General features: G+C 71.2%; 7 protein-coding genes. 5 read left to right on the forward strand and 2 right to left on the reverse strand.

Annotation, left to right across the window (positions count from 1 at the left end):
• Positions 1-42: 42 nt before the first annotated feature.
• Positions 43-1,518 carry an NAD(P)H-hydrate dehydratase gene (locus tag ACIBP6_RS45850; RefSeq protein WP_397061453.1) on the reverse strand — a complete coding sequence of 492 codons (1,476 nt, stop codon included), beginning with the start codon at positions 1,516-1,518 and terminating at the stop codon, positions 43-45.
• Between the two features lie 9 nt (positions 1,519-1,527).
• Entirely contained in the window at positions 1,528-1,878 is a 351-nt protein-coding gene (locus ACIBP6_RS45855; protein WP_397061455.1) for a holo-ACP synthase, read from the reverse strand.
• A gap of 148 nt (positions 1,879-2,026) precedes the next feature.
• Between ACIBP6_RS45855 and coaA the strand changes: the two genes are divergently transcribed.
• The 5 genes from coaA to ACIBP6_RS45880 all read left to right on the forward strand — a co-directional run bounded on the left by coaA (position 2,027) and on the right by ACIBP6_RS45880 (position 6,741).
• Positions 2,027-2,929, forward strand: coding sequence for a type I pantothenate kinase (gene coaA, locus ACIBP6_RS45860; RefSeq protein WP_223190878.1), 903 nt, complete (start codon positions 2,027-2,029; stop codon positions 2,927-2,929).
• 169 nt (positions 2,930-3,098) lie between these two features.
• A complete protein-coding gene (locus ACIBP6_RS45865) occupies positions 3,099-4,025 on the forward strand; it encodes a DUF389 domain-containing protein (RefSeq protein ID WP_397061457.1) in 927 nt (308 codons plus the stop codon).
• A gap of 40 nt (positions 4,026-4,065) precedes the next feature.
• On the forward strand, positions 4,066-4,977 hold the full coding sequence (locus tag ACIBP6_RS45870; protein ID WP_397061459.1) for an ABC transporter ATP-binding protein: 912 nt from the start codon (positions 4,066-4,068) through the stop codon (positions 4,975-4,977).
• A complete protein-coding gene (locus tag ACIBP6_RS45875; protein WP_397061461.1) occupies positions 4,970-5,827 on the forward strand; it encodes an ABC transporter permease in 858 nt (285 codons plus the stop codon). The genes ACIBP6_RS45870 and ACIBP6_RS45875 overlap by 8 nt, the downstream gene beginning before the upstream one ends.
• A complete protein-coding gene (locus tag ACIBP6_RS45880) occupies positions 5,824-6,741 on the forward strand; it encodes an ABC transporter ATP-binding protein (RefSeq protein WP_132622007.1) in 918 nt (305 codons plus the stop codon). The genes ACIBP6_RS45875 and ACIBP6_RS45880 overlap by 4 nt, the downstream gene beginning before the upstream one ends.
• Positions 6,742-6,994 lie beyond the last annotated feature (253 nt).

The following is a 6,994-nucleotide window of genomic DNA, read 5'->3' on the forward strand; positions in this document are numbered from 1 at the left end:
CCTTCTAGTGTGGCAGCTGGCGCACGTGGTCGAGCGCGCTTCTCACCGCTCGCCGGGTTTTTCACCGGACGCCGAGCCGCTGGTCACGGCACGGATGGCGGCCGGCACGGCGGTGGCGACGTCGGCCGCCGCCAGGGGTGCGCCGTCGGCGGCCAGCCGCCCGGCCAGCCCGTGCACGTACGAGCCGCACGCGGCGGCGTCGTAGCAGCTCAGCCCCTGGGCGAGCAGGGCGCCCGCGACGCCCGACAACACGTCGCCGGTGCCGCCGGTGGCCAGCCAGGAGCTGCCGGTGACGTTGACCCGCGCCTGCCCTGACGGCTCGGCGATGAGCGTGGTGGAGCCCTTGAGCAGCACGGTCACGCCCAGCCCGGCCGCCGCCGCGCGGACGTGCTCCAGCCGGGCGGCCTCGATGTCGGCGCGCTCGGCGCCGGTCAGCCGGGCCAGCTCCCCGGCGTGCGGCGTGAGCAGCACCGGCGCCGTACGCCGCAGCAGCTCGCGGTCTTTCGCCACGATCGTCAGCCCGTCGGCGTCGATCAGCACGGGCACGTCGGAGGCGAGCACGGAGGCCGCGAGCTCGTGCGCCCGCTCGTCCGTGCCGAGGCCCGGACCGAGCACCCACGCCTGCACCCGTCCCACGCCGTCGATCGAGGGCCGGTCCAGCACCGTGATCACCGCTTCCGGCCAGTGCGCCCGCACCTGCGCGACCGGCTCCTCGGTGCCGGCGTAGCGCACCATGCCGGCGCCGGCGCGCAGCGCGCCGCCCACGGCCAGCACGGCCGCGCCGGTGAACAGGTGGCTCCCGGCCGCGACGCCGAGCACCCCTCTGCGGTACTTGTCGGACTCGGTGCCCGGCCGGGGCAGCAACCGCGCCACGTCGTCGTGGCCGAGCGCGACCACGTCGGGATCGGGCACGTACGCCCCCAGCCCGATGTCCACCAGCTCGACCCGGCCCGCGAACTCCGCCCCCGGATCGACCAGCAGCCCCGTCTTGTACGCCCCCATGGTCACGGTCACCGCGGCGCGCACGGCCGCCCCCTCGGCCCGGCCGCTGCTCGCGTCGACCCCGCTCGGCACGTCGACGGCCACGACCCGGCCCGGCGCCGCGTTGGCCGCCTCCGCCAGCCGCGCGTACGGCTCCCGCAGCGCCCCCGACGCCCCGATCCCGACGAGCCCGTCAAGGATCAGGTCGGCCGCGTCGATCTCGGCGGCCTCCACGACCCGCCCGCCCGCCTTCAGCAGCGCCGGCAGCCCCGCCTCGTGCGTCTTCGACCCGGCCAGGACGGCGCCCACCCGGGCCCCGCGCCGGGCCAGCCGCTGACCGGCGTAGAGCGCGTCGCCGCCGTTGTCACCGCTGCCGACGAGGAGCACGACGCGTCTGCCGTACACGTGGCCCAGCAGGTCGGCGCAGACGGCGGCGAGCCCGGCTGCGGCGCGCTGCATGAGCGTGCCCTCCGGCAGCCGGGCCATGAGCGTGCGCTCGGCGCCGCGGATCTGGTCGGCGGTGTAGGCGGTACGCATGGTTCGACGCTATCCCTCCGCGATCACGTAGGCCACGGCGACGCCCGCGTCATGGCTGAGCGAGACGTGCCAGCGCTTGACCCCCAGCTCGTCGGCGACCTCGGCGGCCCGGCCCGACACGCGCAGCTCTGGCCTGCCCAGCTCGTCGCGGCACACCTCGGCCTCGCGGTGCCCGAGGCCGCGGGGCGCGCCGAGCGCCTTGGCCACGGCCTCCTTGGCGGCGAACCTGGCGGCCAGCGAGTGCACCGGCAGCGGCCGCTCCGCCTCGGTGAACAGGCGGTCTCTGAGCCCCGGGGTGCGCTCCAGCGCGGTCTCGAAGCGGGCGATGTCGACGACGTCAACGCCGATGCCGAGGATCATCGTCTCAGCGTACTCAGGCGGCGGCCCTTTACCCCGAACTGGCTCTCGGTAATCCCATGTCTTTGTCCACAGGCTGTGGACGAACGGGACCCCGACCGACATCCGGTTTGTCGCACATCGCTACGCTGCCAAGGTGAACAACGGCTACGTGGAACTGAGCAGGGAGCAGTGGAGCGAGCTCCGCAAGAACACGCCCTTGACTCTCACCGCAGACGAGCTGGAAGAGCTGCGCGGTGTCGACGACCCCATGGATCTCACCGAAGTCACCGACATCTACCTCCCACTGACCCGGCTGCTCAACCTGCACTTCACCGGGTCCAAGCAGCGCAGCAGCGTGCTGAGCGCGTTCCTCGGCAAATCCGAGCGGCGCGTGCCGTACGTGCTGGGCCTGGCCGGCAGCGTCGCGGTCGGCAAGTCGACGACGGCGCGGCTGTTGCACACCCTTCTGGCTCGCTGGCCCGAACACCCGCACGTGGAGCTGGTCACCACCGACAGCTTCCTCTACCCCAACGCCGTGCTCGAGTCCAAGAAGATCATGCACCGCAAGGGCTTCCCCGAGAGCTACGACCGGCGCGCGCTGGTCAGGTTCGTGGCGGAGGTCAAGGCGGGGGCCGCGGAAGCGTGCGCGCCCGTCTACAGCCATCTTGAGTACGACATCGTCCCCGGCGCTGCTCAAGTCGTAAAAAATCCAGACATCCTCATTCTGGAAGGGCTCAACGTCCTCCAGCCCGCCCCGCCCACCTCCCTCGCCGTCAACGACTACTTCGACTTCTCCATCTACGTCGACGCCAGGGTCGAGGACATCCGCACCTGGTACGTCGAACGTTTCCACAAGCTCCGCCGCACCGCCTTCGAGGACCCGAAGTCGTACTTCCGCCACATCGCCGACATGTCCTACGACGAGGCCACGAAGTTCGCGGTCAACGTCTGGCGCGACATCAACGAACGCAACCTCGTCGAGAACATCGCCCCCACCAGGGGCCGCGCCGACCTCGTCCTCAAGAAGGGCGCCGACCACTCGGTGCGCAAGGTTCGGCTCCGCCAGACCTGAACGCCTCCTCGACCAGGAACCGGGCGAACCTGCCCCGGCACTCCTGGTCGTCGATGGCGGCGAACCAGCACTCCTCACCGTGGTCGTGGCACGTGAACCTGATCATGTGAGGGAGCCTCGCGTATTCGGGTCAACACCACGTCAACGTCCGATCGACGACAATGGCCGCGTGCTGCATCTGCGACTGATCGTCCCCCCGGCGCGCACCGGCGAGGCGACGGCGGTGTTGGAGGACGCCCCAGGCGTCACCAACATCGTCGTCCTGCGCGGAGCGGCCCGCGAGCCAGCAGGCGACCTCGTCCTGTGCGACGCGGCCAGAGAGTCGGCCAACGAGGTGCTCGGGCGGCTCGACTGGCTGGAGACCGAGGGCTCGATCGCCGCCGAGCAGATCGACCTGTCGCTGTCGCGGGCCGCGACCGAGGCGATCGAGGAGGCTCCCGGAGATCCCGACGACGCGGTGGTCTGGGAGGAGCTCGCCCAGAGGGTCTCCACCGACTCCCGCATCACCTGGGCGTACCTCACGTTCCTGGCCATCGCCACCCAGCTCGCGGGCATCGGCGTGGTGCAGGACTCCCTCATCCTGATCGTCGGCGCGATGGTCCTCGGCCCTGAGTTCGGTGCTGTCGCGGCCGTCTGCTTCGGCCTGCTGCATCGCAGGTGGACCCTGATCGGCACGGCGTTCAGGACACTGTTCGCCGGCTTCGCGGTAGCCATCGCGATCACGTTCGCCTGCGCGTACGTCTCCTCGTTGCTGGGCTGGATCGACATCGTCGACCTCACCTCCAACCACGAGGTCGAGTTCATCGTCAAGCCCGACCGCTGGTCGTTCATCGTCGCGCTGCTCGCGGGCGCGGCGGGCGTGCTGTCGATCACGGCGGGCAAGTCCTCGGCCCTGATCGGCGTCTTCATCTCGGTCACCACGGTGCCCGCCGCCGGTTACGCGGCGGTCGCGCTGGCGCTGGGCGAATGGTCGGAGGTCGGCTTCTCGGCCCTGCAACTGGCCGTCAACGTCCTCGGCATGGTCGTCGCGGGCACCGCCACCCTCATGGTCCAGCGCAGATTCTGGCCTCAAGTAGGACGCCGTTCATCCGGATGAACGAGGCCACGGCCCCGGACCTGCCGGTAGTGTCCGGCACATGCACATCCTCGCCACCGAGGGGCTGACCAAACGCTTCCCCACCGTCACCGCGATCGACCAGCTCACGGTCACCGTGGGGCCCGGCGTCACCGGCCTGGTCGGCGCGAACGGCGCGGGCAAGTCCACCCTGATCAAGATCCTGCTCGGCCTGCTGCCGCCCACCGGCGGCCGGGCCGACGTGCTCGGCCTCGACGCCACCTCCCGGGGCGCCGAGATCCGCCGGCTCGTCGGCTACATGCCCGAGCACGAATGCCTGCCGCCCGACGTCTCCGCCACCGAGTTAGTGGTCCACCTGGCCCGCATGTCCGGCCTGCCGCGCACCGCCGCTCGCGAGCGCGCCGCCGACGTGCTGCGCCACGTCGGCCTCGCCGAAGAGCGTTACCGGCCCGTCGGCGGCTACTCCACCGGCATGAAACAACGGGTCAAGCTGGCCCAGGCCCTGGTCCACGACCCCAAACTGATTTTCTTGGACGAGCCCACCAACGGCCTCGACCCGCGCGGCCGCGACGAGATGCTGACGCTCGTCAGGCGCATCGGCACCGAGTTCGGCATCAGCGTGCTCGTCACCTCCCACCTGCTCGGCGAGCTGGAGCGCATCTGCGACCACGTGATCGTCATCGACGGCGGGCGGCTGCTGCGTTCCTCGGCGATCGGCGAGTTCACCCAGGCCACGCAGGCCGTGACGGTCGAGGTCGACGAGGGCCTCGACGAGCTGGCCGCCCGGCTGGCCGCCGAGGGGCAGGCCGTCTCACCGCAGGGCCGCATGCTGGTGGTCAAGGTGCTCGGCCCCGAGACGTACGACGCCGTGCGCGACGCCGCGGCCGACCTCGGCCTGTGCCTCATCCGCCTGGAGCAGAACCGTCACCGCATCGAGGACGTCTTCCGCGACGAGGTGAGGGCGCATGTCTGAGATCTACGACATCGGCTACCGCCATTACGACGGTCCCCGGCTCGGCCGCGGCTACGCCACCCGGGCGCTGGCCGTCCACAGCCTGCGCGGCGTCTTCGGCCTCGGCCGCCCGGCGCGCAGCAAGCTCACGCCGTTCTCGCTGGCCGCCATCATGCTGCTGCCCGCCATCGTGAACGTCGCCACGATGGCCCTCATCCAGCAGCGCGTCATCCAGTACAGCGGCTACGCGGTCATCATGCAGGCCGTGGTGGCGATCTTCCTGGCCTCCCAGGCCCCGACCCTCGTCGCGCCCGACCTGCGCCACCGCGTGCTGCCGCTCTACCTGTCACGCCCGGTCACGATCGCCTCGTACGTCGGCGCCAAGGTGGCGGCGATGACCGTGGCGGTGTTCGCGCTGGTGGCGGTGCCGCTGACGGTGATGTACCTGGGCGAGCTGGTCGTCGACATGCCGGGGCCGCCGGCCACCGGGGAGTTCTTCGGCAGCGTCGTCATGGCGCTGGCCCTGGCGTTGCTGCTGTCGGCGTTCGGTCTGGCGCTGGCGTCGTTCACGCCGCGGCGCGGGCTCGGGGTCGCCTCGGTGATCACCGTGTACCTGCTGTCGTTCGCGTCCATCCCGCTGGTCTACGGCGCGCTGGAGTCGACCGGCCACGACGAGGCGGCCTCGTGGGCCTGGCTGCTGAACCCGTTCTGGCTGGTCGACTCCGTGCAGTCGTGGTTGTTCGGCACGCCGCCGCACTCCATCGAGGGCGGCTACCCCAGCGGCCCGGCCTCGGCGGTGTTCCTCGTGGCGCTGGTCGGGATCGGCCTGGGCGCCCTCATGCTGCGCTACAGGAAGGCGGCCGCGCGGTGAAGGTCGAGCTGTCACAGGTCTCCCGCTGGTACGGCAACGTGGTGGCGGTCAACGACGTCACCATGACCATCGGCCCCGGCGTCACCGGCCTGCTCGGGCCGAACGGCGCGGGCAAGTCGACGCTGCTGCACATGATGGCCGGCTTCCTGGCCCCGTCGAGCGGCACGGTCGCGCTGGACGGCGCCCCGGTATGGAAGAACCACCGCATTTACCGAAATATCGGCCTAGTTCCGGAGAAGGAAGGCGTGTACGGCTTCCTGACCGGCTGGCAGTTCGTGCTCTCGGCCGCCCGCCTGCACGGCCTGGGCAACCCCGAGGAGGCCGCCCGCAAGGCCCTGGCCACCGTGGAGATGGAGGAGCCGAAAGACCGGCGGGTCGAGACGTACTCCAAGGGCATGCGCCAGCGCGTGAAGGTCGCCGCGGCGCTCGTCCACGACCCGGCGGTGCTGCTGCTCGACGAGCCGTTCAACGGCATGGACCCGCGCCAGCGCCTGCACCTGATGGACCTCATCCGCGCCATGGGCACCGCCGGCAAGACGATCCTGTTCAGCTCCCACATCCTGGAGGAGGTCGAACGCGTGGCCCAGCACATCGAGGTGCTGGTCGCGGGCCGGCACGCGGCCTCCGGCAACTTCCGCGAGATCCGCCGGCTGATGACCGACAGGCCCCACCTGTTCATGATCCGCTCCAGCGACGACCGCCGGCTCGCCGCCGCCCTCGTCCGCGACCCGTCGACCGGCGGCATCACGCTGCGCCCCGACGGCCTGGAGGTCCAGGCCACCGAGTTCCGCCGCTTCGCCAAGCTGCTGCCCCAGGTCGCCCGCGACGAGGGCGTACGCCTCCACCAGGTCTCCCCCGCCGACGAGGATCTGGAGAGCGTCTTCTCGTACCTGATCAACCGGAGCGGCTCGTGAACCCGCACGCGACCGGGCCCGCCGAACGGAGTGAGGCAGTGAACACCCGAGGGAGCGCCGTCGCCTGGAGGAGCGGCGGGAGCGCAGCGACCACAGCGGAGGAAGGCTACGGCATCGAAGCGACCGAGCCGCCGAACGGAGTGAGGCAGTGAACACGCGAGGGAGCGCCGTCGCCTGGAGGAGCGGCGGGAGCGCAGCGACCACAGCGGAGGAAGGCTACGGCATCGAAGCGACCGAGCCGCCGAACGGAGTG

This window comes from Nonomuraea terrae (assembly GCF_044465245.1).
GTDB classification, from domain to species: domain Bacteria; phylum Actinomycetota; class Actinomycetes; order Streptosporangiales; family Streptosporangiaceae; genus Nonomuraea; species Nonomuraea terrae.

Excerpts from the sequence above, each read along its gene's own strand:
- ACIBP6_RS45850 (WP_397061453.1), bottom strand. The coding sequence starts at position 1,518 with ATGCGTACCGCCTACACCGCCGACCAGATCCGCGGCGCCGAGCGCACG.
- ACIBP6_RS45855 (WP_397061455.1), bottom strand. The coding sequence starts at position 1,878 with ATGATCCTCGGCATCGGCGTTGACGTCGTCGACATCGCCCGCTTCGAG.
- ACIBP6_RS45870 (WP_397061459.1), top strand. The coding sequence starts at position 4,066 with ATGCACATCCTCGCCACCGAGGGGCTGACCAAACGCTTCCCCACCGTC.
- ACIBP6_RS45875 (WP_397061461.1), top strand. The coding sequence starts at position 4,970 with ATGTCTGAGATCTACGACATCGGCTACCGCCATTACGACGGTCCCCGG.